The organism is Rhizobium sp. BK379, from assembly GCF_014193955.1.
Taxonomy (GTDB): Bacteria; Pseudomonadota; Alphaproteobacteria; order Rhizobiales; family Rhizobiaceae; genus Rhizobium.
In genome coordinates, this window is record NZ_JACIAD010000012.1 from 25,281 (window position 1) to 49,996 (window position 24,716).

General features: G+C 60.6%; 21 protein-coding genes and 1 pseudogene. 11 read left to right on the top strand and 11 right to left on the bottom strand.

What is annotated here, in order from left to right; genetic code table 11:
* Window positions 1-129: 129 nt before the first annotated feature.
* A complete protein-coding gene (locus FHT93_RS34440) occupies window positions 130-1,050 on the top strand; it encodes a LysR substrate-binding domain-containing protein (protein WP_183851354.1) in 921 nt (306 codons plus the stop codon).
* Between the two features lie 14 nt (window positions 1,051-1,064).
* Here FHT93_RS34440 and FHT93_RS34445 read toward each other — a convergent pair whose 3' ends face one another.
* Window positions 1,065-1,799 (bottom strand): hypothetical protein, encoded by a 735-nt coding sequence (locus tag FHT93_RS34445; protein ID WP_183851355.1) that lies wholly within the window; start codon window positions 1,797-1,799, stop codon window positions 1,065-1,067.
* 476 nt (window positions 1,800-2,275) lie between these two features.
* Between FHT93_RS34445 and FHT93_RS34450 the strand changes: the two genes are divergently transcribed.
* From FHT93_RS34450 to FHT93_RS34470, 5 genes are read left to right on the top strand one after another with little or no spacing between them, the layout of a single operon-like run.
* Window positions 2,276-3,112, top strand: coding sequence for a metallophosphoesterase (locus FHT93_RS34450; RefSeq protein WP_183851356.1), 837 nt, complete (start codon window positions 2,276-2,278; stop codon window positions 3,110-3,112).
* Complete coding sequence (locus FHT93_RS34455; protein ID WP_183851357.1) at window positions 3,109-4,272, top strand: ABC transporter ATP-binding protein; 1,164 nt, start codon at window positions 3,109-3,111, stop codon at window positions 4,270-4,272. Before FHT93_RS34450 ends, FHT93_RS34455 begins: the two co-directional genes overlap by 4 nt.
* Window positions 4,265-5,191 (top strand): sugar ABC transporter permease, encoded by a 927-nt coding sequence (locus FHT93_RS34460; RefSeq protein WP_183851358.1) that lies wholly within the window; start codon window positions 4,265-4,267, stop codon window positions 5,189-5,191. Before FHT93_RS34455 ends, FHT93_RS34460 begins: the two co-directional genes overlap by 8 nt.
* Window positions 5,188-6,027 (top strand): carbohydrate ABC transporter permease, encoded by an 840-nt coding sequence (locus FHT93_RS34465; RefSeq protein ID WP_183851359.1) that lies wholly within the window; start codon window positions 5,188-5,190, stop codon window positions 6,025-6,027. The genes FHT93_RS34460 and FHT93_RS34465 overlap by 4 nt, the downstream gene beginning before the upstream one ends.
* A 25-nt stretch (window positions 6,028-6,052) precedes the next feature.
* The gene (locus tag FHT93_RS34470; protein ID WP_112547485.1) at window positions 6,053-7,318 is read left to right on the top strand and encodes an ABC transporter substrate-binding protein; all 1,266 of its coding nucleotides are present in this window, start codon (window positions 6,053-6,055) and stop codon (window positions 7,316-7,318) included.
* 21 nt (window positions 7,319-7,339) lie between these two features.
* Here the strand turns inward: FHT93_RS34470 and FHT93_RS34475 are convergent, their stop codons facing one another.
* Entirely contained in the window at window positions 7,340-8,383 is a 1,044-nt protein-coding gene (locus tag FHT93_RS34475; RefSeq protein ID WP_112547486.1) for a substrate-binding domain-containing protein, read from the bottom strand.
* A gap of 82 nt (window positions 8,384-8,465) precedes the next feature.
* Entirely contained in the window at window positions 8,466-9,383 is a 918-nt protein-coding gene (locus FHT93_RS34480; protein WP_183851360.1) for a sterol desaturase family protein, read from the bottom strand.
* 408 nt (window positions 9,384-9,791) lie between these two features.
* On the opposite strand from FHT93_RS34480, the gene FHT93_RS34485 reads away from it, so the two are divergent.
* The 3 genes from FHT93_RS34485 to FHT93_RS34495 all read left to right on the top strand — a co-directional run bounded on the left by FHT93_RS34485 (window position 9,792) and on the right by FHT93_RS34495 (window position 12,214).
* Window positions 9,792-10,529: a dienelactone hydrolase family protein gene (locus FHT93_RS34485; protein ID WP_113016267.1), complete on the top strand. Its 738-nt coding sequence runs from the start codon at window positions 9,792-9,794 to the stop codon at window positions 10,527-10,529.
* A 248-nt stretch (window positions 10,530-10,777) separates the two neighbouring features.
* Window positions 10,778-11,128, top strand: coding sequence for a hypothetical protein (locus tag FHT93_RS34490; RefSeq protein WP_112547489.1), 351 nt, complete (start codon window positions 10,778-10,780; stop codon window positions 11,126-11,128).
* Between the two features lie 120 nt (window positions 11,129-11,248).
* Complete coding sequence (locus FHT93_RS34495; RefSeq protein ID WP_246715537.1) at window positions 11,249-12,214, top strand: L,D-transpeptidase; 966 nt, start codon at window positions 11,249-11,251, stop codon at window positions 12,212-12,214.
* A 117-nt stretch (window positions 12,215-12,331) separates the two neighbouring features.
* On the opposite strand, the gene FHT93_RS34500 is transcribed toward FHT93_RS34495, so the two are convergent.
* Window positions 12,332-12,949 (bottom strand): TetR/AcrR family transcriptional regulator, encoded by a 618-nt coding sequence (locus FHT93_RS34500; RefSeq protein ID WP_183851361.1) that lies wholly within the window; start codon window positions 12,947-12,949, stop codon window positions 12,332-12,334.
* A gap of 119 nt (window positions 12,950-13,068) precedes the next feature.
* Between FHT93_RS34500 and FHT93_RS34505 the strand changes: the two are divergent.
* Window positions 13,069-13,812, top strand: a pseudogene (locus tag FHT93_RS34505) (SDR family oxidoreductase).
* A gap of 39 nt (window positions 13,813-13,851) precedes the next feature.
* Here the strand turns inward: FHT93_RS34505 and FHT93_RS34510 are convergent.
* From FHT93_RS34510 to FHT93_RS34540, 7 genes are all read right to left on the bottom strand, one after another.
* Window positions 13,852-15,795, bottom strand: coding sequence for a nucleoside-diphosphate sugar epimerase/dehydratase (locus FHT93_RS34510; protein ID WP_113016287.1), 1,944 nt, complete (start codon window positions 15,793-15,795; stop codon window positions 13,852-13,854).
* A gap of 164 nt (window positions 15,796-15,959) precedes the next feature.
* Window positions 15,960-16,520, bottom strand: a complete 561-nt coding sequence (locus tag FHT93_RS34515; protein ID WP_112972275.1) for a sugar transferase — start codon at window positions 16,518-16,520, stop codon at window positions 15,960-15,962.
* A 372-nt stretch (window positions 16,521-16,892) separates the two neighbouring features.
* A complete protein-coding gene (gene repC, locus FHT93_RS34520) occupies window positions 16,893-18,104 on the bottom strand; it encodes a plasmid replication protein RepC (protein ID WP_183851362.1) in 1,212 nt (403 codons plus the stop codon).
* A 207-nt stretch (window positions 18,105-18,311) separates the two neighbouring features.
* Complete coding sequence (repB, locus tag FHT93_RS34525) at window positions 18,312-19,304, bottom strand: plasmid partitioning protein RepB (protein WP_183851363.1); 993 nt, start codon at window positions 19,302-19,304, stop codon at window positions 18,312-18,314.
* Between the two features lie 193 nt (window positions 19,305-19,497).
* Complete coding sequence (repA, locus tag FHT93_RS34530) at window positions 19,498-20,718, bottom strand: plasmid partitioning protein RepA (protein ID WP_112547497.1); 1,221 nt, start codon at window positions 20,716-20,718, stop codon at window positions 19,498-19,500.
* Between the two features lie 727 nt (window positions 20,719-21,445).
* Window positions 21,446-22,723: an L-fuconate dehydratase gene (locus tag FHT93_RS34535; RefSeq protein WP_112547498.1), complete on the bottom strand. Its 1,278-nt coding sequence runs from the start codon at window positions 22,721-22,723 to the stop codon at window positions 21,446-21,448.
* Between the two features lie 60 nt (window positions 22,724-22,783).
* Window positions 22,784-23,518: an SDR family oxidoreductase gene (locus FHT93_RS34540; RefSeq protein ID WP_113016262.1), complete on the bottom strand. Its 735-nt coding sequence runs from the start codon at window positions 23,516-23,518 to the stop codon at window positions 22,784-22,786.
* Between the two features lie 368 nt (window positions 23,519-23,886).
* Here FHT93_RS34540 and FHT93_RS34545 point away from each other — a divergent pair, with 368 nt between their 5' ends.
* A complete protein-coding gene (locus FHT93_RS34545) occupies window positions 23,887-24,672 on the top strand; it encodes an IclR family transcriptional regulator (protein WP_183851364.1) in 786 nt (261 codons plus the stop codon).
* Window positions 24,673-24,716 lie beyond the last annotated feature (44 nt).

Here is a 24,716-nt window from a genome sequence, read left to right on the forward strand (position 1 = left end):
GTCGTAAAACTGGATTTTTCTAATCATGTTATTTTTCGGAGGTCCAATAAACGCGGCTCGAATTTTTCATAAGTCTGGATTATGAAATGCGCCCGATCTCATAGATTTGAATTCTTCCAGGAGAACATGATGGCGCTAAACGACCCCGGCTTCGAACTCCGGCACCTGCGATACTTCGTGAGCCTGGTCGAAGAGCGGAATTTCGAACGTGCGGCTGCCAGGCTCGGCATCGCCCAGCCGGGTCTCAGCCAGCAGATCAGGAGCCTTGAAAAGATTGTCGGCACACCGCTGCTCGATCGCAGCCGACGAGGCGTGCAGCTGACGCATTCGGGCGAGACCTTGTTTCAGGAGGCTAGGAAAGTGCTCGCCCAGACGGAAGCGACGGTTGCCGCCATCAACCGCGCCGGGCGCGGCGAAAGCGGACGCATCTCGATCGGCTATGTGGCGTCGGCCGCCTATTCCGGTGCCGTCGTCGGCTCTATCAGGGATTTCAAGCGCGACTATCCCTATGTCGAGGTCGAACTGCAGGAAATGGAACTGCGCCAGCAGTTGCAGCGCATCGCCGACGGGCTGCTCGATTTCGGCTATATCCGCGCGCCGGCCCCGATCCCATCAGGTGTTTCCGTACAGGTCGTGCTGCGCGAACCGCTGGTCGCCATGATCCCCGACGGCCATGAATTCGCAGAGCGCCCGATCGATACGCTGGCTCGATTGACGCAGGAGACGTTCATCACTCCGCGCCAGCCGCCGGACGTCGGCTTTCACCGCAACACGCTACAGGCCTGCCGTGAGGCCGGCTTCGAACCATCAGTCGATGCGGTGGCGCACGACTTCACCGAAATCGCCGCCCTCGTCGGCATCGGCATGGGCATAGCGCTGGTGCCGCAATCGATGAGCCGCGTGGAACTGCCTGACATCTACTACAGGCCGCTCGGCAGCGTCGCTGTCACCTCGGACGTGGCGATCGCCTATCGCAGGGGCGAAGGCGCTCCGGCGGTCAAAGCCTTTATCGCCCGACATCGCGAGCACCAACCATCGCCTGGTAACTGATCGCCGGAATGCGATCATACAGGCTTCGGGTTCGGCGGCGCTGAGCGTCTATCCGCACGTCTTTGGCTGAAGACGAGGTATGCCAGGGCGCAGACGAAGATCGCAAGCAGCACCCATAGCTCACCGACATAGGTGATCCAGTGCTCCCCGATCCTGAGGCTCAGAACGCGGTCCATCAGAAACATCAGATCGATCGCGGAGGCCGACGGCAAGCCCACGATCCAGCCGAACGATGCGACGATCGGGATGCAGATGACCCCGGCGATCATCGCCGATACAAACGCGCTGATGCCTGCAAGCCGCCAGGGAATGGTCAGCGCACCGTCGCGGTTCTCGTCCTCGCCCTTCCAGATAGAAAGGAAGATGATGAAGGCGAAGAACAAGAGCATCGTTACGGGAGCCCTGAAGGACAATATGCCGAGGGAAAAGCCGACGGCCCAGAAATTGAAGCCGGCAAGAAGAACATCACGGGCCGCAAGCAACCACAGCAACCCGGCAAGCGTCCACAAGACACTCAAACCGGCATGCGCGCATCGCCTTGCGATCAATATCAGCATCGCGATAGCGTAGACGAACACGAGGAGGATACGGCCAAACAGGCCGAACATCAGAGCGACGGCGCCGCAGGTATCGGCAGCGCAGGCTGTCATCTTCACGGCCGCAAAGAGGATAAGCGGAAAACCGATCGTAACGGCAATCCACAGGGCGGTGAACACACTGCTATATATTGCGAAGTTCTTGCGGGTCATGATCTCTCCGTCGTCAGGAGAAATTTGCCAGACAGCTCTTAAGGACGCGAGAAGCCGATCGGTAAAATGCTGGTGGCTCCCCCATATCAGTTCGGCCGAGATTGTCGAACTTCTGCAGCATGAACAATCGAACATGGCCCTCTCCACATTGCGCCGTTCGCCGCTTGTCGGTTGCGGTCCTTGCGCCATTGGTGCAGCCAATAAGAATTGGCCGCGGCCAACTCCGTTTTCTGTTCTCCATCAATGCTTTCATTGATCAGTCCTTTGCGCGTGGATTTATCCCCACCAGGGCGGTTAGGACTGACGGATTGCCAATCTGGCTTCGGCTGCAACCGGCTCCATGACAATTGCACGACATAAATGGAACAAGGGTGGAAACGCTTGTAACCCGCCTGACATTGGCGGGCTCTAAAGAGGCGGCAAGAGTATTTGCCTGCCGCCGGAAAGGTGCCGCGGGCCTATCGGAGAGCGCCGGCATGAAAATCGTCCAGATCACCGACACGCATTTCAGCCCGTCGATACCGCATTTCAACGGCAACTGGGAGCCACTTGCGGACTTCATCAACGGCAGCGGCGCCGATCTCGTCATCCATACCGGCGACCTCGCCGTCGATGGCGCCGACAAGGACGGGGACCTCACCTTCTGCATGGATCTGATGCGGCAGGTGAAGATCCCGATGCTGATCGTTCCCGGCAATCATGATGTCGGCCATCTTCCGGGTTCGCTCCAGCCCGTCAATGCGACAAGGCTTGCCCGCTGGCGCAGCCTCGTAGGCCCCGATTACTGGCTCGAGGATGCCGGCAACTGGCGCCTGATCGGCCTCGACAGCCTGCTGATGGGCATGGAAAACGACGAGCAGGAAACGCAGTTTGAATGGCTGGAGAGAGCGCTTGCCACACGCGCCGGACGGCGCGTTGCAATGTTTGCCCACAAGCCGCTCTTTGTCGACACATCTGATGAAGGCGACACCGGCTACTGGAGCATCCGCCCGGCACAGCGCCAGAGGCTCTATGATCTGATCGCTGCCCATGACGTCGCGCTTTATGCCAGCGGCCACCTGCACTGGGCCTGGAAAGGCCGCTTCAACGACACCTCACTCGTCTGGGGTCCAGCGTCCTCCTTCATCATCGGCACGATGGAGCGCGAGATGCCGGGCGAGAAGCTCATCGGCGCCGTGCTTCACGATCTCGGCGATGATGTCACGAGCGAGATTGTCGCCGTATCAGGCATGAAGGCGCATGTGCTCGATGACGTGGTCGCCGAAGTCTATCCGCACGAGGCCCACAAGGTGCAGAGGGAGCCGGCGCAATGAGCGCGCTCTCCCTTTCTGCCATCAGGAAATCCTATGGCGATAACGCCATCCTGAAGAATATCAGCCTCGACGTCGAGCCAGGCGAATTCATCGCCCTCGTCGGCCCCTCGGGCTGCGGCAAGAGTACGCTTCTGCGCATCCTTGCCGGCCTCGATCATGCCGATAGCGGCGAGATCGTCATCGGCGGGCGGGAAATGTCCGACGTGGCGGCGGCCGACCGCAACATCGCCATGGTCTTCCAGTCCTACGCGCTCTATCCGCACCTGACGGCCGGCCAGAACATCGCCGTGCCGCTTGCCATGCGGCGGTTGAGCCGTGTGCAGCGCCTGCCTTTCCTCGGCCCGGTCATGCCCGGCTACCGCGCCATTCGCTCCGGCATTTCCAAGGACGTGCGGGAGACGGCAAAGGCCCTGAAGATCGATCATCTCCTGGAACGCAAGCCCGGCCAGATGTCGGGCGGCCAGCGGCAGCGCGTGGCGCTCGCCCGCGCCATGGTGCGCCATCCGAGCGTCTTCCTCATGGACGAGCCGCTGTCCAACCTTGACGCCAACCTGCGCGTCCACGCGCGCGGCGAGATCGTGGAGCTGCATCGCCGCGCCGGCGTGCCGACCGTCTATGTCACCCACGACCAGGCCGAGGCGCTCTCCATGGCCGACCGGGTTGCCGTGATGATCGGCGGCGAGCTGCTGCAGCTTGCGGCACCGCAGGTCATCTATGACGATCCCGCCCATATCGAAGTCGCCCGTTTCGTCGGCCAGCCGCGCATCAATCTCCTGCCGGCGCGCGCCGAGCACGGAACAGTCGCCTTCGGCGATATCCGACTGACGCTGGAAGAGACCAATCCTGCCGGTTCCGAGGTAACGGTCGGCATCCGCCCGGAATTCGTCCGCCTTGCCGCCGAGGGCGAGACCTCGCTTCCCGCCCGCATCGAGCGCCTGGAATTCCTGGGGTCGGAGGTGATCCTGTTCTGCCGGCTGAATGCGATCGGCGAGACCGTGCTTGCCAAGCTTGCGCCGGCCGATGCCGCAGGCCTTGCCGCCGGCATGGCGGTTTCCCTCGCCTTCCAGCCCGACAAGGCCATGGTCTTTGCAGCCGATGGTCGTCGTCTGCGCACCAACGCCCTTCCTGCCGATACCGCCAGGGAGAAGGCTCATGGCTAGTATCGCTGCCGGCGAGATCCGCCCGGTCGCATCGGCGGCAAAGCATGAGCGGCGCGAGGCGCAGACCGCATGGTTGCTGGCTGCGCCTGCAATTGTCCTCATCGTGCTCTTCGTGCTGTTGCCGATCGTCGCCGTGCTCGTCCTCGGCTTTACCGATTTCGAGCTTGGCGCCGGCAAGTTCCGCTTCGTCGGCTTCGAGAATTATGCAGAGCTGTTCACGGACCGCACCTTCCGCAAGTCGCTGTGGAACACGACAGTCTATACGGCGATCGTAGCACCCGTTTCGATCCTGCTTGGCCTCGGTGTCGCTATGCTGATCGAGAGCGAGGGCTGGGGAAAGAGCTTCTTCCGCACCGCCTATTTCCTGCCCGTCGTCTCGCTGATCGTCGCCATGGCGACCGTCTGGCAATATCTCTTCCACCCGACCGTCGGCCCGCTCAATGCGCTGATCGGCCTTGCCGGCCTGCCGAAGCCGAACTGGCTCGGCTCCTCGGCAACGGCACTTTACAGCCTCTCTATCATCGGCGTCTGGCAGACGGTCGGTTTCAACATGGTACTGTTCCTGGCAGGCCTCACCGCGATCCCGCGCGAGCTTTATGCCGCCGCCGAGATCGACGGCGCCAAGTCCCCGCTCGACCGTTTCATGCTCGTCACCTGGCCGATGCTCGGGCCGACGGCGCTCTTCGTCACGACGATCAGCGTCATCAATGCGGTCAAGACCTTCGAGACGGTGAAGACGCTGACGGATGGCGGCCCGAACCACGCTTCCGAAGTGCTGCTCTTCACCATCTATCAGGAGGGCTTCGTCTACATGAAGGTCGGTTATGCCTCGGCCATGACGGTCGTCTTCCTCGCCATCCTCGTGGTCATGATGTTCCTGCAATACCGCTTCCTCGACCGGCGGGTGCACTATTCATGAAGACGCGCTCCCGTTTCACCCTCGGCCGGCTGATCCGCCTTGCCTTGCTTCTCCTCGGCGCGATCGTCTTCCTCGCGCCCTATATCTTCATGATGTCGGCGGCCGGCAAATCGCAGGACGATATCTTCACCGCCGCGCTCTCGCTGATCCCGACACATTTCTTCTACATGCAGAACTTTTCCAAGGCGCTCGACAAGGTGGCGATGGGCACGCTCTTGTGGAACGGCTTCGTCGTCTGCGCGCTGATCTTCGTCTTCCAGGTGCTGGTCGCCATCCCCTGCGCCTATGCCATGGCGAAGCTGAAGTTCCGCGCCGCCCGGCTGATGATGGTGCTGGTGCTGCTCGGCCTCTTGGTGCCGATCCATGCGACGGCCCTGCCGCTTTATGTCGCCTTCGACAGCCTGTCGCTGCTCAACGGCTATACGGCGCTCGTCGCCCCCTTCACCATCTCGGTCTTTGCGATCTTCCTGTTCCTGCAGTTCTTCCGCGCCATGCCCGACGACCTGATCCATGCCGCCCGCCTCGACGGCATGTCGGAGCTCGGCATCGTCTCGCGCGTCATCGTCCCGAATGCCTGGCCGGCGGTGACGGCCTTTGCGATCTTCTCGGTCGTCGCCCATTGGAACGACCTCTACTGGCCGCTGATCGTCATCTCGAAGCCCGGTTATGCCACGCCGCCGCTCGGCCTGATGAACTTCCGCGCTGCGGAAGCCGGCGACGATTACGGCGCGCTGATGGCGGCCACCATCATCATCACCATTCCCCTCGTTGCGGCCTTCCTGTTTGCACAGAAACGCTTCGTCGAGGGCATCACCATGACCGGTCTCAAAGGCTGACCGGCTGAACCCAGGAGAACGAGCGATGAAGCATTTCACCCAGTTCCTCGCAGCAGCGGCTCTGTCCGTGGCGGCAGCCCTGCCGGCCCACGCTGAAACGACGCTGACGATCCATTACCCGATGCCGGGCTTCTTCAAGGACGTGATGGACACGATCTCGAAGAAGTTCATGGAAGAAAACCCCGATATCAAGATCCAGTTCGCCGCGCCTTCGGCGACCTATGAAGACGGCATCCAGCTGATCCTGCGCCAGGCCGGCACGTCCGAAATGCCCGACGTCACCTTCATCGGCCTGAACCGCCTGCGCATGCTGAACGAGCGCAATGTCGCCGTCGACATGACGCCGCTGGTCCAGAAGGAAGGCAACATGGCCGAGCAGGGCTTCTCGGACACGATCCTGAAGCTCGCCCAGGTCAAGGGCAAGCAGGTTGGCCTCGCTTTCGCCACCTCCAATCCGATCATGTATTACAATGCCGATCTCGTGAAGGCAGCCGGCGGCAACCCCGACACCCCGCCGAAGACCTGGGACGAAGTCATCGCGCTCGCCGGCAAGATCAAGGCGCTCGGCAACGGCGTCGACGGCATGGACTTCCGCTGGCAGGGCGACGACTGGATGTTTTCGGCCCTCCTCTTCGGCGCTGGCGGCAAGATGCTGAGCGACGACGAACAGAAGGTCACCTTCAACGGTCCCGAGGGCCAGAAGGCTGTCGAACTGATCAGCCGCTTCGTCAAGGAAGGCGGCATGCCTGTTTTCACCAAGGCAGCGGGCGAACAGGCCTTTGCAGCCGGCAAGGTCGGCTTCGAATTCCAGACGACGGGCGCGCTCGTCAACACGATCAAGAATGTCGGCGCCAAGTTCGACCTGCGCACCGCCCAGATCCCGCTGATCGACCCTGAAAAGGGCCACCTGCCGACCGGCGGCAACGCCGTCGTCATCCTCGCCAAGGATCCGGCCAAGCAGGAAGCAGCCTGGAAGTTCGCCAAGTTCGCCGCCGGTCCCTATGGCGCCTCGGTCGTCGTTCCCGGCACCGGCTACGTGCCGAACAACGAGCTTGCCGCCAAGTCGGCCGAATATCTCGGCGACTTCTACAAGAAGAACCCGCTCTTCCAAGCCGGCCTCAGCCAGATGCCGCGCATGATCCCCTGGTATGCCTTCCCCGGCACCAACGGCGTCAAGGTCACCCAGACGATCGTCGACAACCTGTCGCGCATCGTCGATGGCTCGGCTGAGCCGAAGGAAGCCCTCGACGACGCAGCTTCCGACGTCGAAGGCATGCTGCCGCGCAGCTGATTTTTGCAATGGGTCGCGGGCTCAAGCGGCCCGCGGTCTCGATCCGGAACCGTCGCAACCCATGAGGGGTGCGGCGGTTTCTTCTTTCTGGAGGTTCCGCACCGTGCCGCCGGGGCGCAAGGCATGCGACAATTCCAGGTGTCTCAACGGCGCGTTATTCTCGACGATATCGAGCAGCAGCGATGCCGCCGTCGCGCCCATGCTGAGATCCGGCATTTCGATCGAGGTCAAAGTCGGATTGATGAGCTTGCCGATAGCGATGCCATCGAAGCCGGCAACCGAGATATCCTCGGGCACCCGCAGGCCCTCGCGATTGACCGCGCCGATGACGCCGAGCGCGATCAGGTCGTTTGAGCCGATAATGGCGGTCGGCGCGAATGCCCGCAGGGCCTGGCCGAGATCCATCTGGTCGTAACCGCTGACGAAGGGCACCTCTATGGCCTCGAGCGGGGAGACACCGGCCGCCGCCATCGTCTGCAGATATCCGCGATAGCGCAGGAGCGCGCGGTCAGACGCCTTGAAGCTGCCCGAGACATAGAGGATGCGCCTGTGCCCCATGGAGAGAAGATGTTCGGTCAATCGGCAGCCGGCCGCATAATTGTTGACGGTGACGGCAGCCGGATATCGGGCCGTCGGGGAGCTGCCGAGCAGCACCGTTGGCGGCAGGTCCTGCGCCAGCGCCGGGCTCGTCTCGCCGTTGCAAACCGTCAGGATCAACCCGGTCGGCCGCTCGCCGAGCAACCCTGCCACGGCATCGGCCTCCTGATCGGGATCGTAATTCGATTGCGCAATGAGGACGCTGTGGCCGGCGACCAGCATGCGGTTCTGGATGCCTGAGAGCGACGAGGCAAAGACCGGATTGGTGACGCTCGGCACCAGCACGCCGATAACAGGACGGCGGCCGCTGCGGGCCGAAGGCGCGGCCGCCCGATAACCGACTTCTGCCGCCGCACGGCGTACGCGAAGGGCGGCGGCCCGGCTGACGGGACCGCTGAGGTTCAGCACCCGGCTTGCCGTCGCCATGGAACATCCTGCTCTTAGCGCAACCTGTTTCAACGTCGTCATCGCCGTCCTGTCCGTTTCCGTCGAGGTTTGCAGGCTCTTACGGGCCGATTGTCATGAAATGATGACGGACCAGGGCCGGGTTTCAACCCCGCTTGGGCTTAAGGCCGAGGATTTGCCGCACGCCGTCCTTGGTGAAGGGCTGCGTCAGTTGGCTGACAAAGCCGGGAGCGATCTGGCCCTTGATGCCGATATCGGTCGAGGATGGGCGATCGGGATTGAAATAGGTGCCGAACAGCTGGTCGAACAGCACGACATTCTCGCCGTAATTGGTATTGCCTTCGCGCAGATCCTTCGAATGGTGCCAGCGGTGCAGCCGGGGCGTCGAGAAGACGAAATCGAAAAGGCCGGTCCGCATGTCGACGTTGCAATGGGTCAGGATGCCGATGAAGGCCGTGACCGCGCCGAGCCACCAGAAGACCTGCAGCGGGGCTCCGAGCAGGTAGAGCGGGATCTGGCTCAGTGCGATCTTGAACAGGGAATCGATGACGTGGAAACGGCCGGTATTGATGACCCAGAGGCGGGTGACACTGTGGTGCAGGGCATGGAAACGCCAGAAGAACAGCCGCTCATGGGCGATGCGGTGCGCCCAGTATAGACCGAACTCGGCAATGACGACGGCGAGGGTCGCCTGGAAGAGCATCGGCCAGGATGACGGCCAGAGACTGAACTGCATGGCGGCAAGCGGCTGCAGCAGGCTGGCGGCGAGCATCGGAAAGATCGCCGCCGCAAGTGCTGCCAGTTGCACCAGCCCCTTGGTCAGAACCGTATGGGCGATATCGTTGGCCGTTTCGCCATCCGCCTGCAGCCAGCGCTGCTCGTAGGGAATGGTGCGTTCGAGCAGGAAGAGAAGCAGGACTTCTCCCGCATAGACCGCCGCAAAGCCAAGCATCGGCCGGTCGCCGGCGAAGGCAAAATAGGCGCCCGTCAGGCCGGAGAAAAACACCAACGGCCAGGATAGGTAGGCAAGAATATATCTTCCGGCTGCGGCTGCTTTCGCCATCGATGTCATATCCCCTCAAGAGCTCGCCGGGTTTCGAGCCAATCGCACAATCCTGCCCGGATAGCCGGCGACTGTCGCAGCCCGGACCGATCCGGGAACGCCCTCGACCCGGTCCCCCGCCACTCATGCCATCGATCCGGACAATCGGCAATCGCCTGGGACCGTCGTCGCGCTGAACGATGCCGCCAAAGTGTGGATGGACGATTGCAGGGGCATTGCAGCGATCCGGCGATTTCGACTGACCGCACGGCAGTCGCCGGAAGGCGCGGGATCCGCGCAACGAAAATCCCTGCCCGTGTATCGGCAGGTTTCAATCCACGCATTCGTGTCTTGAGACTGGTGCCGGCCTTTGCCAGATTGGCGGCAGCGGCTTGCGGGCTGCTTCTATAAAATCAAAGGAATTGGCCCATGAAACGCGATATTGAAATCACAACGGCTGACGGCATTGCCAGGGCGTCAGTTTTCCGTCCCGAAGGCAGCGAGGGCAAGCTCCTGCCTGGTGTTCTCTACTATATGGACGCGCTCGGGCCGCGCGAGGCCATCGATATCATGGGCGAACGCCTGGCGAATGCCGGTTATGTCGTACTTGCTCCCGATCTCTTCTACCGTTTCGGCTCCTACGGCCCCTTCGACGGCTCCTCCTTCGGTAATGAGACCGCGCGTGCCGAGATCATGAAGATGATCCGCGAGACGACGCAGGAGATGACGAGGCGCGACAGCGCAGCCTTCCTCGACGCGCTGGAGGCCGAAGGCGTTTCCGGTCCGGTCGGTGCCGTCGGTTATTGCATGGGCGGCGGCCGGGCGCTGACGGCAGCGGCCACTTATGCCGACAGGATCGCGGCTGCCGCAAGCTTCCACGGCGGCAATCTCGCAAGCGAGGCGCCTGACAGCCCGCATCGCCTTGCCAGTGGCATCAAGGCACGCGTCTATGTCGGCGTTGCCGGCGTCGATGGCAGCTTCCCGCCTGAACAATCCGCGCGGCTTGCCGAGGCGCTCCGCACCGGCGGCGTCGACCACATCATCGAGAATTATATCGGCATGTCGCATGGCTGGACGGTTCCCGATCGCGGCGAGACCTACAGCGAAAAGGGCTCCGAGCGACACTGGAAGCGCCTGCTCGAACTTTTTTCGGAAACGCTCGGCTGATATCGGCGAACGCGACCCACCCGGTCTCGGGCGGGTCCTTGATCATTGCGACATGCCATTGAGTATCCAGGCTTTGCTGGCGTGAAACCGTGATCATGCGCACCGTTATACACAGGCGGGAAGGCGACATTAACCCATTGGGCTTGCACGGCAAATTATCTCGCCGCGTGGCGACAGCGTCCTTGGCCATCAGTTTGCCATGATGCGCCCTACCCTCGCACGCGTTTGCCCCAACGAGAATTGGATTGATGATCAACTTCACGAAATCTGCCATCGGCATTCTGCTTGCCCTTGGCACCGCAGCCTCCACCTCGAGCATCGCGTCGGCGCAGTATTACGACGGTTATGACAGAGGCCCGCCACCGCGCTACGAGTCTGACAGGGATTGGGGCCGGCCTCATTCGCCGCCCGGTTGGGGTCGTCCGCCGCGCGGTGGCTGCGATCCCCGATGGGCAGAGGACAAGGCGCGTGATTTCGGCTTCCGCCGCGCTCGCGTCGTCGACGTCACGCCACGGCGCGTGATCGTTCAGGGCTGGACGCGTCGAGGTCCCGACGAGATCAGCTTTGCCAACGTTCGCGGCTGCCCGGCGCTGCGATAACGGCTTCCGGCCGATATGAGATGCCCTCGGTCGTAAGACCTGACCGAGGGCATCTCATGTTACTACAGACACTCAAGGAACTTTTTTGTCCGCCGTCGTTTAAACAGCATGATAAAATCCATGCTCCTATTCGGCTTCATATCGCTTTCAATCTTCGGTGTCGGCAACGCCCAGCAATTTGCGGCCGAGACCATCAATAACGCGTCGATTGATGACATCTCCCCAGCCCCGCCGAGCGCACGATCGCCGTCGCCGGATCCGGCCGTCATCCATCTTCAGGTTCTGCTTGATCGAGCCGGTTCGTCGCCCGGGGTGATCGACGGCTTCTACGGCGACAACGTCGTGAAAGCGATTGCCGGCTTCGAGATCATGCAGCGACTTCCCGTCGACGGGAAACCAGACCCGCAGATGCTCGCCCGGCTCCAGGACGACCGGAAGGTGATCGGACCCTACGTGATCGCACAGGATGATGCCGCCGATCTCGTCGAAGACATTCCGAAAGATTATGCCAAACAAGCCAGGATGACACATCTCGGCTACACGAGCGTCGCCGAGCGGCTGTCCGAGCGCTTCCACATGGATATCGACCTGCTCAAAACACTGAACCCCGGCGCTCAGTTCGTCCCGGGCGAAACAGTCTCGGTCGCAGTCATTGGTGCGCCGAGAACGGGGAAGGTCAAGCGTATCGAGGCTCACAGGAAAAGCGGTGAGGTGCTGGCCTTTGCCGGCGATGGATCCGTTCTTGCAGTCTACCCGGCGACGATCGGCAGCGACGACAACCCTTCACCCGCGGGCCGGCACAAGATAAACGGCGTCGCCCGTGAGCCCAAATATACCTATAATCCCAAAGTGAATTTTCAGCAGGGTCATAACAGGAAGCTCCTGCAATTGCCGAGTGGCCCCAACAATCCGGTCGGGACGGTCTGGATCGACCTCTCCGAGCCGACCTACGGCATCCACGGATCGCCGGAGCCATCCTTGATCGACAAGGCCGGTTCGCACGGTTGTGTGCGGCTGACGAATTGGGATGTCGAGGAACTTGCCGGCATGGTGAAGCCCGGCGTCATCGTCGATTTCGTCGACTGAGCGGTCTTCTGACCGAACGGGAGGCACGGATCCATGCACCTTTCGACGGGATCCCTGAGCTGCGGATGTCGGCCCGCTGCTATCCCGCGCGGTGACGCGACGATTGGATGCAGCAGTTCAGCCGCGGCGATGATCGCGGATCATGCCTTCAAGAGCTGGATTTCCGCTGCGAGCGACAGCCATCAGCGCCGCCTCCCCGCCGCCGTCACGGGCAAGCAGTGACATGCCGTTCTGCAGCGTCGCGAAGAAGACGGCAACGGCCTCGCAGTCGAAGGTGTCGTTCAATTCCCCCTCACTGACGGCGCGCTCGAATCTTTTCATGAGCTGGCTCATATTTTCCGCACGGCGCTGCCTGAGATCCGCGCCGATTGCCTCGATTTCGCTCGCAGCCGGATTGGAACCGAGCACGATCATGCAACCGGCCGGCTGATCGGAGCGGCTATAGGCGCGGGCGGTATTGACGAGGAAGCCTTCGATCGCTGCGGCAATCGTCTGCCCATCTTCGAGCGCTTTCCAGATCTCGTTGTTGACCGTCGCCTGATAGAGATCGAGCGCTTCGGTAAACAGTGCTTCCTTTGAGCCGAAGGCGGCATAAAGGCTCGGAGGTGCGATTCCCATGGTCTGGGTGAGATCGCTCATCGAGGTCTCTTCAAAACCCTTTTGCCAGAACAGATGCATGGCGCGCGACAGCGCCTGCTGCCGGTCGAAGCTTCTCGGGCGTCCGCGTTCGTTCATCTCAGGGTTGCCTCGCGCAATCGGGATTCTAATTCTGTATCGCTCAATACATAAATCGCTTGACGAAAGGATACAATCGCAGCATGAATTATGTATCAATCATTACAGAAAGGAATATCATGTCTATCCTTGACGGAAAGGTGGCTCTCGTGACCGGCGGCAGCCGCGGTATCGGCGCTGCAATCGCCAGACGGCTCGCGGCCGATGGCGCCAAGGTCGCACTGACCTATGTGAATGGAGACGAAGCGGCCGCCAATGTCGTCAAGGCGATAGAGGCCTAGGGCGGAACGGCGCTTGCCCTCAGGGCCGATGCGTCCGACGCAGCCGATGTCGAGGCAGCTATTGCGACAGTTGCGCAAACCTTCGGCCGCATCGATATCCTCGTCAACAATGCCGGAATTTTCCACGCGGGGCCGATAGAAACGCTGTCGCTCAGCGATTTCGATGCGACGTTCTCGATCAATGTCCGCTCGGCTTTCGTCGCGCCCAGGGCAGCCCTTGCTGTCATGCCGGATGGCGGTCGCATCATTTCGATCGGCAGCAATCTTGCAGTACGCGCCACCTCTCCGGGACTCAGCCTCTATACGGCGAGCAAAGCGGCGATCGCAGGCCTGTCGCAGGCGCTCGCCCGTGAACTCGGCCCACGCCGCATCACGGTCAATGCCGTGCATCCCGGCTCGACGAATACGGACATGAACCCGGCAGACGGCCCGCATGCGCGTGCGCAGAAGGGTCTGATGTCCAATCCGGCGGGCTTTGCCGATCCCGGCGAGATCGCCGATGTCGTCGCCTATCTCGCTTCACCAGCTGCCCGCTCGGTCACGGGTGCGGCCTGGACGATAGACAACGGGGCGAATGCCTGAAGCTGGAAGAGAAGAGGCCCGGCACAAACCGGGCTTCGATCATGCCGCCGTATTGGCCTCGGCTGCGCTGAGCGCAAGATCGGTCACCTCGCCGGTCGAGGCATAACCGGAGACGAGTTCGGCGAGCATCAGCCGGGCGGCAGGTATGTCGTTACGATCGAGAGCCGCATCGAGAACCTTCAGACGTTTGGAAAGCTCCGGCCAGAAGAGAAAATCCTCGCGCGCCTTCATGATGCGCGGATGCTGCGTCGTTTCGGGATTATCGCCGATCAGCAGTTCCTCGTAGAGCTTCTCGCCGGGCCTGAGACCCGTGACCGAAAGCTCGATATCGCCTTCGGGATTATCGTCGCTGCGCACCGTCAGACCCGAAAGATCGATCATCCGGCGCGCCAGATCGGCAATGCGCACCGGCTCACCCATATCGAGCAGAAAAACATCACCGCCGTCGGCCATGGCGCCGGCCTGTATGACGAGCTGCGATGCCTCCGAGATCGTCATGAAGTAGCGGGTGATATCAGGATGGGTCAGCGTCACCGGCCCGCCATCTTTGATCTGCTGGCGAAACAGCGGCACGACGGACCCTGAGGAACCCAGCACATTGCCGAAGCGCACCATGGAGAAATTGGTGTGCGTGGCGGACTGCCTTTCGGCCGACAGCGCCTGCAGCACCATTTCGGCAAGCCGCTTGCTGGCGCCCATCACATTGGTCGGGCGGACCGCCTTGTCGGTGCTGATCAGCACGAAATTCGATACGCCGTATTTCTCCGCTGCCTGTGCGGTGATCAGCGTGCCCATGACATTGTTCTTGATGCCTTCGACGGCATTTTGCTCGACAAGCGGCACGTGCTTGTAAGCGGCGGCATGATAGAGCGCCTGCGGACACCAGCTCATGATGATGTGCTCCATGCGGTCGCGGTCGCGCACCGAACAGAGGATCGGGACGATCTGCACCTTCTGCTGGTCGTACAGTTCCGAAAGCTTCTGCAGCTCGCCATGGATCGCATAAAGGGCGTATTCGTTCTGCTCGACGAGGATGAGATGCGTCGGGCCACTGCGCAGGATCTGACGGCAGAGCTCGCTGCCGATAGAGCCGCCCGCGCCCGTCACCATCACCACCTTGCCGAGCGTTGCCTTGTCAAGCAGCTCCTGGCGTGGCGCCACGGCCTCGCGTCCGAGCAGGTCCTCGATTTCGAGTTCGCGAATGTCGGAAACGGCGATGCGGCCCTGCGCAAGTGCGGTCAGATCCGGCAGCGTGCGAACATTCACCCGCGCCTTGCGGATCTGTTCGAGGATCTCGTTGCGGCGTTGGCGCGAGGCCGAGGGCAGAGCCAGAAGCACGTTATGGATATTAAGTGTCTGGACGAGCTCTTGCAGATCCGAGGGATCATAGATCGGCAGGCCGCCCATGATGCCGTTTCTGAGCTTCGGATCGTCATCGAGATAACCGACGACATTGAGCTCGGCATTGTTGGTCAGTGCGGCGGCAAGCTGGCGGCCGGAACTGCCAGCACCATAAATCAAGACCTTGGCGAGCGTATTCTTGTGCAGGATGCGCTGATAGGTATCGCCCAGCCAATAGCGGATGCCGAGGCGCGACAGCCCGATTGCGATCAGCAACAGGAGCGGCTGCAGGATGCCGACCGTGCGTGGAATGCCGGGAACGCTGAGCGCGGTGAAGATGCTCGCGAAGGCGACGCCATAGATCGCGATCGCCTTCAGCACCGCCAGAAATGCAGCAATGCCGGCATAACGGAAGATCGCCCGATACATGCCCATGACGATGAAGATCGGCAGCGCCAGGCATAGCGAAACGAGAACCGCAAGCCATTGTACGCCGGTCAGCACTGTCCATTCATTCAGGCGGAAACAATAGGCAAGCCAGATGGTCAGAATACAGAAGCTGGAATCGACGATCAGCGCAAGAATACGCTTTGCCGGACGCGGCATTGCCAGGAGCGGCCCCACCAGTGCCTGCATCGACATCCAGGACTGGCTGGTCTTTGATCCGTCGTTTGAAGGATCACCATGCATGTTTATACTGCCCATTCATCTTCCAGCCTGACTTCTTCTTGTCCTTTTCGATCTCAAGTGCAACCGAATAATCGGTGGTCGCGCACGCAATCTGTTTATAACCTTAGGTCGTAGCCTCAATGCGTTATGCCCTTGCTGCCCAATACCTTGCCGACGGTCATTGCCAGGATGCGCATGTCCATGAAGAAGGAGCGGCGCTGCAGATAATCAACATCGAACTTTACCTTTTCGGGGATCGGCAGTTCGTCACGGCCATTGACCTGCGCCCAGCCCGTCAGCCCCGGCAGCAGCGCATCGACACCTTCTGCCGTGCGCAACGCGATTAGGTCGTCCTGGTTATAGAGCGCCGGACGCGGGCCGACGAAGCTCATGTCGCCCTTCAGGATACACCAGAGCTGCGGCAGTTCGTCGAGGCTCGACTTGCGCAGGAATCCTCCGATCGGCGTCAGATAGCGGGAGGGGTCGTCGAGCAGATGCGTGGCGACCGTCGGCGTATCGATCCGCATGCTGCGGAATTTCGGCATCCGGAAGATCTCGTTGCGGCGCCCCACACGGTTCGACCAGTAAAGTGCCGGTCCCGCAGATGTCATGCGTACGCAAAGCGCCACGACCGCGATCGGAATGATCAGGATCAGGGACGCCACCATCGCCAGGAAAAGATCGACTGCCCGCTTCAAGTCCGTCCTCGCTCTTTGCACACTGTTCCGGCCTCCAACTGCCCGCCTTGCCCTATCGTCTCCAGCCAATTCACGTCAACGATCCTTTCCGGCCTCAGAACGCTTTACTCGTTGTTTCTCAGGTATTTGCGGCAATCACGTCGCCGCCTACCGAAACGCTTCTTAATCTAAGCTATTGATACGAAATGTCTTTCATCTCATTGCGGAAGCTAATTCAGCAATCATTTCCGATACCTGTTTGCCCTCCGAAGAACGACGTGTCCTACAGCCAGTCCAGTGATAGTGCCTAAAATACGTATTGCAGTCTTATCGAGATCATCTCCATGCCAATGAGCGGTCCACGGTGGACATCGACCGGTTACTCGAAAGCATTCAAGCCCTCCGTGCAACCGGACTATTCTGCCGTACCAGCGCCATCAGCATTGGGCCAAGCGAGAACTCCCCTCGTGCTCCCTTGCGGGTGAGGTCACGCAGATAGCCGCCTGGCGAGTTGATATGGTTTGCTCGTTCCAGCATGCAGGCAATAACGACAGCGGCATTTTCTCGGCCGAGGCTTTCGCAAGCCGCCTGATAGGTCTCTGACGTGATGCCCAGCATAGACCGTACGGTGACGGCAGCGGTCACGAAATCTCGCCAGCCCCTGATCGATCCTCCCTGGGCGTAATCGCTGATTTGCGGGCAAGCCTGCAGAATGAGGGCAAGAGGAAATATTTTCTGTGGGCCGTTTGGCTGAACCATCCCGGTCGTAACCCGCAGTGTTTCCGCTTGCGCCGTCGGTAAGGATTCTAATTCAAGAGAGTCTATATCTGAATTCTGTATGTGCGGTTCGTTTTGGACCACACTGGCGCTCACTTTTTTGAAATTATCGAAGTTCGTCAACAGATTGACGATGTCAGTGCGAAGGGTTTCGAGATTCAGGCGAATACTGTCGAGATCGGAAGCCGATGCGTTGCGGGGAAGGTATGCGAGGTGATGTGCATAGGCAGCCTCGATGTCGTCCCAATTGCCGGGAACGCAGTCCTCGATTGCGGCATCAATCAGTTTGCGGACATCGCGGCGGCAGATCGTCAGCCGCTCGCGCGCGCGTCGGAGTGCCATCCGGTCGGCTTCGATCCTTTGAGCCATGGCAGCCAGTTCTTCGCTGCGGGCAAGAAGCGGCGCCAGGCTGAAGCCATAGGCATCCTCAAGTTCACCGGATGTTTTCCGGCGGGCAAAACGTTTCCCATTGGCGCTGTCCTTACGGATGATCAGCCCGGCGTCGACAAGAGCCGCTAGATGCCGACGCAGCGTGGTGACTGCAATGCCGTGTGCCCGCACGATCAGCTGTCGGTTGGATGGAAAGACGACCATGCTCGCCTCACCGGAGAGATGGTTCTCGGGATAGAAGGAGAGAAGTGCATTCAGCACAGCGAGTGTGCGGTCGGAAATGTCGAGCAGCGGACGTGCTTCGCAGACGTCGCGAAACACCTTCCACTTGTCGACGGACTTATCTGGTTTAATTGATTCGGCCTGAAGCTGACCTCTCATCAAGGCAAGCGACATTGGCCGCCGCCCGAAAGGCGTCGTCACAAATCCCGTATCCATCGTGGTTCACCTTATACAAAGGCAAATCATCAGCGCCCGCCAAAACGGCGTTCAAAAACCTTGACAGCGATTCCGGGAAGTGCGATTCTCTAGGTGCTAAACGAGAGAAGAGGGCTTCCGGATGTTTTGTTCGGGGGCCTTTTTCTTTGCCTATTGGCTCCTTTTCCTAACAGTCAAATCCTTGTCAGCGGCTTAGCCTGCCAACAGTTATCGTTGTGACCTGACGGCGCCGAACTCTTCGAAGAGCTCATCCAGCCGGGTTGTGAGATAATCGGCGAATTCAGGCACCATGCGCTCATCGAACGTGATGCGCGTCTTGTTGCTAGAGCGCTCGATTTGCGCTGCCCTCTGTCCTTGCCGCGTTTTCCAGATATCGCCCGCCGCCTTCTTCTGATCGCGCGCTGCCGTTTTCGACAACACACGTTGCAGACGCTGATCGCTGTCGAGATCGGCAAAGGCGTCGTCCTCGATGATCGACTCGACCTTCTTCGGTGACGAAGAGACGGCCTCGACGAGAGCGAGCCATCGGGCACGACCTGCCTTTGGTGCCGGCCCGATTGCCAGGATCACGGTCTGCGGTACGCCGCGGGCGACCGAGATATAACGGCTGAGATCGGCCTTGTCGGTCGAAAGCGCCGCCATGATGACATCTCGGGGGTAGCCAGCCTCTTCCAGACGATGGGCGAACAGCGCCTTCTCGATGAAGGAGAGATCCTGGCGATCGAGATTTTCCTTACCCTGAGCAATGACCAGTTCGGTATCGCTCAAGCTTTGAACGATCGCCTTGACCTTAAGGCCGAGCTTAGCAGCAGCCCGCAGTCGGCGACGGCCGTAGGCAATCTGGTAGCGTCCTTCCGTTTCAGGGTCAGGACGGACCAGGATCGGCACTTTCTGACCATGTTCGGAAATGCTTGTCACCAACGCATCGAAGTCGGCATCGCGCTCGACCGGGATACGATCGCTGATCGAGGAATTGGAAATATCCGAGGGATCGATTTCAAGAACGGAAAATCCCGACGAAATCTGTGCCTGGAGACGGCCGGCGGCACGCGCCGCCTCCGTCATTTCCTGAAGCGATGCACCCATGGCCGAGACGGCACCGGTGCGCACTCGGTCCGGGTTCTTCTCGATGCCGGCCGAAGGCGCCGGTGTCTCGGCCTTGCGCATGAAGATCGAATTGACGGTATCGCGCCGGCTCATCAATTCTCTCCTTTCCAGTCAAATCCGGGCAGGCCGGAAAGACGCAGTTGGGAGCTCCCAACGTGCTCATCGGCTACCGACAGATGGAGGAAATTTTGCGAGATGCTCACAGTGGGGCAGCCATTGTTGGGAGCTCCCAACAGGTCGTGATTGCCAGTGAAGCCTGAGGAGTTGATATCGATCGCGGGAAACGTCATGTGCGCCCCCATGCCTGCCGGATCAGCGTCTCGACTTCTCCGTTGACGGCATCGAGGGCTTCCATCGCGCGGTCATAGGTCGAGCGTGTCAGGTTCTCGCGGCCGATCTCATAGAGAGTCTGCTTGGTAAGACCGGCGTCGGAGACGGCTGCCGATTTCACCATCGCATTGATCATCACGTGATCGTCGAACAGATTGCGCAGAAGAGCCGCGACCTTCGTCTGCGGCGCATCCTGTGGTTCGTAGCGGGTGAGCAGATAACGAATGAAATCATAATTGAGCTCGCCGCCGGCTTCGCGCACGACGGAGAGAAGGTCATGCGTCATCAGCAGGAACTGGCTCATGGAAGCCACGTCCAGCATCTGCGGATGTACGGTGACGATCATCGAGGTTGCGGCGCAAAGGCCGCTCAGCGTCAGGTATCCGAGCTGCGGCGGGCAGTCGAGGACCACGACATCATAGTTCTCGCCAACATCGTCGAGCGCCTTGGCGACGCGCATGAAGAAGACGCCTTCGCCATCCCGGGAGCCGCGCATCAGCGCGCGTGGCGTCGTATGCTCGAACTCCATGAGTTCGAGATTGCCCGGGATCAGATCCAGGCCATCGAAATAGGTATTGCGCACCACCTCAGAGAGGGGACGCCGCTCCTCGTCGTAGCGGATTGCCGCATAGAGTGTCTCGTTGGAACGGACATCCGTCTCCGGCATGACGCCGAGCATGGCCGACATGCTGGCCTGCGGGTCGAGGTCGAGGGCGAGCACGCGGTAGCCTTGCAGCGCTAGATATTGCGCAAGATGGACCGAGGTCGTGGTCTTGCCCGATCCGCCCTTGAAGTTGGTGACTGCGATGACCTGAAGATGTTCGTTCTCCCTGCGGCGCGGCAGGAAGTCATGCGCCTCACGTCCACGGGCGGAGGCGGCAAGCAGGGCGCGCAGTTCATTGAGCTGACGCAAGGAATAGAGGCGCCTGCCATTGCTGCCGACATCGGGCTGCGGGCCTTCGCCGGCAAGCGTCATCTTCCGCAGGGTCGAATCCGAAACGCCGATCAGCTTGGCCGCCTCGCCGGAGGTAAAGCGGCGCAGTGTCTTGCTCGCAGTCGGCGGAAACAGGGCTTCGCTGATCGCCTGCAACTGCGAACTGATCGTCGACGCATGGGCGCCGATCGTCTCATCGACGCTACGTTGAAGGGTCCGAGAAGTCCTTTGTGGCTTGCTCACGCTCTAATCTTTCATCACGGAAAAACACCAGAAACGGCTGTTTATCCGTGACGATTACCGATCGCAGCGATTCTGGCAAGGTACTCCGGCAGAACAAGGCTTCAGCGGCGGCGGTCACGATCACGAGTTTACGACAGAAGGATTACAATTTCCCCTGATATCTCCATCAGTTAACAGAAATCCGATTCGCCTTGCAAAGCTGTGCCGTCCTCACATCATTTTTGTGATCGATGCGGCAAAGCCGATGTTTTGATCCGGCAGACGGTCCCTGGCGCATCCCATTGAGAAGAATCAGCTATTACCGATTCCTAATCTTTGCCGGCAAAGGATCTGATGACGAAAGGGCAAGGGCCTTATTGCCGCAATCCTCTGTGGCGTCGACGAAGGCGAAGGGCGCCTGTGTTTCGAACTCCCGAAGACGAGATCACGCCTGTCGGGAACGCGGATCTGATCGAAAGGCTGTCTGACACCTTTGTCGATGGTTGGGCGTGCCAAAATCGAACAGGGGTGTGGCGGAATCAATCTGCGTATTTGATTCCGTTTCGATCAAAGATGTGAGAAAAAACAGCGCGTTAGGAACACGCGAAATACCCTGCGGAAGCATCCGAAATGGGCTCTTTCAAGCCCATCCTCGTAGATCAATCTTATAAAGGATCCGGGACGTTTCCGCAATGACCGGCATGCTCAATCCCCAGCGGACAGCCGAGAAGACGTGATGCCGCCCGCCTTAGCCGCTGAATGTGTAGCCGGCAATCGAGGCCGGCTTCATCTCGATTGAGAAGCCGGGCCGGGTCGGCGGCATATAGGCCGCATCCTTGATGATGCAGGGATCGAGAAAATGTTCATGCAGATGGTCGACATATTCGATGACGCGGCCATCCTTGGTGCCTGACACCGCCACATAATCGATCATGGACAAGTGTTGCACATATTCGCAGAGCCCGACACCGCCGGCGTGCGGCCAGACCGGCAGGCCGAATTTGGCGGCGACCAGCAGCACGGCCAGCACCTCGTTCAACCCGCCCATGCGGCAGGAATCGATCTGCACGATGTCGATCGCACCCTCGGCGATGAACTGCTTGAACATGATACGGTTCTGGCACATCTCGCCGGTCGCGACCTTCACCGGGGAAATGCCCTGGCGGATCTTGCGATGGCCGGCGACATCGTCGGGGCTTGTCGGCTCTTCGATGAAGAAGGGCTTGGCGAAGGAAAGCTGCTTGACCCAGTCAATCGCCTGGCCGACCTCCCAAACCTGGTTGGCGTCGATCATCAGGTAACGGTCCGGACCGATCACCTCGCGGGCAATCCTCAAGCGGCGGATATCGTCCTCCAGATCGCGGCCGACCTTCATCTTGATATGGTTGAAGCCGGCATCGATCGCCTCCTGGCAGAGCCGGCGCAGCTTCTCGTCCTCGTAGCCGAGCCAGCCGGCCGAGGTCGTGTAGCAGGCATAACCTTCTTTCTCGAGCGTCGCGATACGCGCAGCCTTGCCGGGCTCGGCTTGTCTGAGGATGGCGATGGCCTCGTCGCGCGTCAGCACGTCGGTGAGGTACCGGTAATCGACGATATCGGCGATCTCCTCCGCCGGCATTTCGGCAACGAGGCGCCAGACCGGTTTGCCGGCCTCCTTGGCAAGCAGATCCCAGACGGCGTTGACGATTGCGCCGGTTGCCAGATGGATCGCGCCCTTTTCAGGACCGATCCATCGAAGCTGGCTGTCGCTGGTCAGATGCCGCCAATATTTGCCGGGATGGGCCAGCACATCCGAAAGCTCGGTGCCGACGACCAGATGCCGCATCGCCTCGATCGCCGCGCAGCAGATATCGTTGCCGCGGCCGATGGTGAAAGTCAGGCCGTGGCCGGCAAGGCCGTGCTTGTCGGTTTCGAGGATCACATAGGCAGCGGAATAATCCGGATCCGGGTTCATCGCATCGGAACCATCGAGGCTTTGCGAGGTGGGAAAGCGAAGGTCGAAAACACGGAGGTCGGTGATGCGGGTCATGATATTCTTCCCTTTGGGGGCCAGCATCCTTCGTTCGAAAGATGCTGGCCATGCGAAAGCTCAGATCGTCCAGCCGCCGTCGATGGCGTAGGCCTGGCCGGAAGTATAGGTCGCACCGGCGAGATAAACGGCAAGACCGGCGATTTCCTCCGGCGTGCCGAGGCGGCCCATCGGCTGGCGGGCGATGAAGGCGGCGCGCGCAGTGTCGTAGTCGCCTTGAGCGCGCATGCGGTCCTGCAGCGAGGGGCTTTCCACCGTGCCGGGGCAGATGCAGTTGCACCGGATGCCTTGCGTCACGTAGTCGGCGGCGACCGATTTGGTCAGCCCGATCACGGCGGCCTTGGTCACGCCATAGGCGAAGCGGTTCGGCACGCCCTTGATGCTCGAGGCGACCGAGGACATGTTGATGATGGAACCGTCCTTGCGTTCCAGCATGCCCGGCAGCACGGCACGGATGGTGCGGATCATCGCCTTGACGTTGAGATCGAAAGCAAATTCCAGATCGGTATCCGGCATCTCCAGCACCGAGCCGTTATGGACGACGCCTGCGCAGTTGAAGAGCACGTCGACAGCGCCGATCCCTGCCACCAGCGTCTTGACCGCATCCTCGTCGAGCACGTTCAGCTTATGGGTGGAGATATTGTTCTCTGCCGCCAGGGTCGCGAGTGCGTCGGTATTGATGTCGGTCGCATGCACCTTGGCGCCGGTTGCGGCAAAGGCAAGCGCCGTCGCGCGGCCGATGCCCTGACCGGCTGCGGTGATGAGAACGGTCTTGCCGGAAAGATTGCTTGTCATGTCATGGCCTCTCTGGGGATTTTCCCGCACTGGCGGTGATACTTGAAGTCGATCTCAAAAGGATTGGTCGGGAGAAAGGCCGCGCCCGGTTGCGCGCGCGCTCAGGCGACGCCGCATCACGCCGACGATCACGATATCCATGCGCTGCATGGCCTCCTCCCTCTCCCGTTATCTTATTTTTGTCTCGCCTTGGCGAGCCTTTCCGGGAACTGCGATCGTCCGGCGTAAGACCCACCCCGAACAACATCCTCACCCTTGATTTGTCTGTTTATAGACAAACAGACGATTGCCTCGTGGTCAAGCGCGAACTTTCTCTTTTCCGTCCGCCCGTCTGCGTATATGCAGAATGATATTCACAGGAGGGAAGAATGGAGACCGAAGAGTCAGATCGCTATCGCGCTCCGGCGCTCGACAAGGGTCTTGATATTCTCGAACTTCTGGCCGGCGTCGACAGCGGCCTGACGCAGGCGGAAATCGCCAAGCGGCTGGAGCGCAGCCCGAATGAATTCTACCGCATGCTCGACCGTCTCGTGAAGCGTGGTTACGTGACGCGGCTCGATGGTGACCGCTATTCTCTCACCCTGAAACTCTTCGGCCTGGCGCAGCTGCATGCGCCGGTGCGACGGCTCGCCTCCTATGCGACGCCGCTGATGCGCGATCTCGCCCAGCGCTCGCGCCAGGCGAACCATCTTGCGGTCTTCGACCGGGGTGCTGCCGTCGTCATCGCGCAGCAGGAGGCGCCGGACTATTGGGGCCTGTCGATCCGCGTCGGTTCCCACATCAGTCTCTTCGACACAGGGTCCGGCCATGTGCTGCTTGCCTTCCGCAGCGACGAAGAACGCGAGATGATGATTTCGGAACATGTGCGCAGCCGCAAAGACGCCGATCTCGGCGCGGAGTTTTACGAGCGGCTGAACCAGATCCGCGAGCGCGGCTATGAGATGATGGCAAGTGCCCAGACGGCCGGTGTCTATAATCTCTCTGCACCGATCCTGGGGCCGGACGGGCGCGGCATTGCAGCGCTGACCTGCCCCTATATCGCGCTGGTGAACGCGCCGGCTGCACCCGACATCACTCAGGCGATCGGCATGGTGCAGAAGACGGCCGCTGAACTCTCGGTGCTCGCCGGCGCAACGATTGCCGTGCAGGCTTAAGGCCAGCCGAATTTCTATTTGAACAATCCATTCACCAGGGATAC

Excerpts from the sequence above, each read along its gene's own strand:
- FHT93_RS34440 (WP_183851354.1), top strand. The coding sequence starts at position 130 with ATGGCGCTAAACGACCCCGGCTTCGAACTCCGGCACCTGCGATACTTC.
- FHT93_RS34445 (WP_183851355.1), bottom strand. The coding sequence starts at position 1,799 with ATGACCCGCAAGAACTTCGCAATATATAGCAGTGTGTTCACCGCCCTG.
- FHT93_RS34450 (WP_183851356.1), top strand. The coding sequence starts at position 2,276 with ATGAAAATCGTCCAGATCACCGACACGCATTTCAGCCCGTCGATACCG.
- FHT93_RS34455 (WP_183851357.1), top strand. The coding sequence starts at position 3,109 with ATGAGCGCGCTCTCCCTTTCTGCCATCAGGAAATCCTATGGCGATAAC.
- FHT93_RS34460 (WP_183851358.1), top strand. The coding sequence starts at position 4,265 with ATGGCTAGTATCGCTGCCGGCGAGATCCGCCCGGTCGCATCGGCGGCA.
- FHT93_RS34465 (WP_183851359.1), top strand. The coding sequence starts at position 5,188 with ATGAAGACGCGCTCCCGTTTCACCCTCGGCCGGCTGATCCGCCTTGCC.
- FHT93_RS34470 (WP_112547485.1), top strand. The coding sequence starts at position 6,053 with ATGAAGCATTTCACCCAGTTCCTCGCAGCAGCGGCTCTGTCCGTGGCG.
- FHT93_RS34475 (WP_112547486.1), bottom strand. The coding sequence starts at position 8,383 with ATGACGACGTTGAAACAGGTTGCGCTAAGAGCAGGATGTTCCATGGCG.
- FHT93_RS34480 (WP_183851360.1), bottom strand. The coding sequence starts at position 9,383 with ATGGCGAAAGCAGCCGCAGCCGGAAGATATATTCTTGCCTACCTATCC.
- FHT93_RS34485 (WP_113016267.1), top strand. The coding sequence starts at position 9,792 with ATGAAACGCGATATTGAAATCACAACGGCTGACGGCATTGCCAGGGCG.
- FHT93_RS34490 (WP_112547489.1), top strand. The coding sequence starts at position 10,778 with ATGATCAACTTCACGAAATCTGCCATCGGCATTCTGCTTGCCCTTGGC.
- FHT93_RS34495 (WP_246715537.1), top strand. The coding sequence starts at position 11,249 with ATGCTCCTATTCGGCTTCATATCGCTTTCAATCTTCGGTGTCGGCAAC.
- FHT93_RS34500 (WP_183851361.1), bottom strand. The coding sequence starts at position 12,949 with ATGAACGAACGCGGACGCCCGAGAAGCTTCGACCGGCAGCAGGCGCTG.
- FHT93_RS34510 (WP_113016287.1), bottom strand. The coding sequence starts at position 15,795 with ATGTCGATGCAGGCACTGGTGGGGCCGCTCCTGGCAATGCCGCGTCCG.
- repC (WP_183851362.1), bottom strand. The coding sequence starts at position 18,104 with ATGGATACGGGATTTGTGACGACGCCTTTCGGGCGGCGGCCAATGTCG.
- repB (WP_183851363.1), bottom strand. The coding sequence starts at position 19,304 with ATGAGCCGGCGCGATACCGTCAATTCGATCTTCATGCGCAAGGCCGAG.
- FHT93_RS34535 (WP_112547498.1), bottom strand. The coding sequence starts at position 22,723 with ATGACCCGCATCACCGACCTCCGTGTTTTCGACCTTCGCTTTCCCACC.
- FHT93_RS34540 (WP_113016262.1), bottom strand. The coding sequence starts at position 23,518 with ATGACAAGCAATCTTTCCGGCAAGACCGTTCTCATCACCGCAGCCGGT.
- FHT93_RS34545 (WP_183851364.1), top strand. The coding sequence starts at position 23,887 with ATGGAGACCGAAGAGTCAGATCGCTATCGCGCTCCGGCGCTCGACAAG.